The sequence below is a fragment of the Alkalibacterium sp. 20 genome (assembly GCF_001885615.1).
Classification (GTDB): Bacteria; Bacillota; Bacilli; order Lactobacillales; family Carnobacteriaceae_A; genus Alkalibacterium.
Genome location: NZ_LSRN01000084.1, coordinates 1 through 2,115, shown reverse-complemented (window position 1 = coordinate 2,115; position 2,115 = coordinate 1). Strand labels below are relative to the sequence as shown.

Sequence of the window (2,115 nt, the reverse complement as noted above, 5' to 3'; positions counted from 1 at the left end):
AGCGAGAATATATATATTTAGTTAATTGTCTGTGTTCTGGTGAATAAAAAATTTTGGGGATGATAAAAAAATAGAGGTAACTTGCTAGGATATTTCTGTTATTTTGTAATTTTTCAGTATACAAATTGTAGCATTAGTTCATTGTACTAAAAACTATGTTCTTAAGAATTATCATTAGCGATTGGAATCATTGTTTTGCGGATTAATAATAAATTAGGTTTCAACACAAGAGTATTAACATTATAGAGGAAGATTATAATTAAATATAGGAGAGTATTTATAGAGGAAATGACCTTAATTGTAAGTACGGAGTAGTTTGAAGTTAAAAAACAAAAAATGTGTAAGGAATATATGGGGGTGAGTAACGCTTTGAAATAAAGGTTTGAAGTGATAATTAGTTATGCTGATACTAATTTAGTGGGGAATATAGATTTAAATTAATCCTAACTGTATTTAATAACTTAATTATTATTCTGCAAGCTAATATAATAGATTTACATTATTTTTTAATTTATAAGATGACAAGTCTTAGGACTTAATATTTGTTAAATAACGCTTTATTTTAATTAACTTTTATATGAGAACTAACTCCGAAAACAGAACATTATCTACTTACTTTATCCTAACTACCGGTAAACTTATGTAGGTTCCCGGTTCATTAATATCTTTTATGACTAAAGCTCCCCCACCAATTATGCAGTCTCTGCAAATAATGATATTATTACTTACAGAACAGTCTGTGCATAGCAAACTATTTGTTCCAATCTGAACTGAACCTGCTAAATGATCTCCAGGACATACATGAACACAATCATCAATAATATTATCATGATCTAAATTACTATTATTAATACTGCATCCATTACCTAATTTGCTTAAAGCGTTAATCGCTACACCCGCCATAAATACATTACCTATGCTAAAACTCACTCCAAAACCTATTATAGCATCAGGATGAATAAGATTACTTAGTGAATACTTCTTTTTTTCTATCTCAGATTGCATACCCCGTCTTATATAATTATCACTGAGTGCCACTACGAGATCTGCCTTGTCTTTATACTTGAAAGCATCAACGATTGGTCCAATAATATTTAGGACGATTACCGAATCAGTCGCTTCATCATCATCTAAAAAAGAAATACTATTCCTTTTTTCCACTTTTCCATTTTCACTGCGGTATCGGCCACTACTCTTCCGTGACCTCCGGCACCAACAATAATCAGCTTTTCTATCATTACTGTTTCCCTTCCGAACTTGATTGTTGATACGTAGAGGAAAGAGGTCATTTTTCAGTCTTCTGCTGGTGGCCGTTTGTGTTCCAATTCCCTCATAAACCCCACTCGTATAAATTAAAGCGATTACTACATTTGATAATTAATTATTTCTAGGGGCTCTGTATAGAGGAAAAAACAATGTTTCAGAATTATAATGACCTTCTTCTTTGCGAAGAAGAGTCAAGTGTTGATATTCTTTTTCCATATGAATTTTCTTCCCAATATAAAACGGGACCTCCCCTAGTTTATCAAACTTCTTTTTATACTTATATATTCCATCTTCACCTTCATAACCACCCCCAAAAACATAACTCTTTAAGCCTTTATCTTTCAACTCGATTAATAATTTATAATCAAGAAAAGTCCCATTCTTATATTTATAATACTCTTTTGAGTTCCCTCCTAGAAAATAGTATCCATATTTATCATCAAATATAATCAGTCGTGAAGCAATCACTTCTCCATTTAATCTTGTATTTGCATACAGAAATTGTCCATCAAGATTCTTTTGGAGTTTATCTAAAAAAGTCTGATCTATATAGTAAAAGTCTTTAGCTTGATTACGATTCATCGTTTCTGTATAAATTCTTAAAAAGTCCATTTTTGACGTTCCCGTATAATCAAATTCAACCGTCAGACCGAAATTTTCTGCTTTTTTCACATCTTTAATCAGTCTCGATTCAAGATCTTGATCTGATGGTTTCTTTAGATCTCTACAAATAACTGAATGGACTAAAATCTTTTTGCCATTAAATCCCTCCAATACATCATGATTCTCAAATAAATGAAATCGAATAAACTCACTAATATTATTATTTTTCAAACAATAGTCATGAAA

The 2,115-nt window shown here is 30.8% G+C and carries 3 protein-coding genes; all 3 read right to left on the bottom strand.

All coding sequences use genetic code 11. The features are described 5' to 3' along the window. Positions 1–612: 612 nt before the first annotated feature. Positions 613–1,161 (bottom strand): acetyltransferase, encoded by a 549-nt coding sequence (locus AX762_RS11360; RefSeq protein ID WP_083432955.1) that lies wholly within the window; start codon positions 1,159–1,161, stop codon positions 613–615. Further along, the gene (locus AX762_RS12880; RefSeq protein ID WP_177244108.1) at positions 1,131–1,238 is read right to left on the bottom strand and encodes a hypothetical protein; all 108 of its coding nucleotides are present in this window, start codon (positions 1,236–1,238) and stop codon (positions 1,131–1,133) included. Before AX762_RS12880 ends, AX762_RS11360 begins: the two co-directional genes overlap by 31 nt. 139 nt (positions 1,239–1,377) lie before the next feature. Then, positions 1,378–2,115: GNAT family N-acetyltransferase (locus AX762_RS11355; RefSeq protein WP_071849244.1), on the bottom strand; the 738-nt coding region annotated here is incomplete at its 5' end.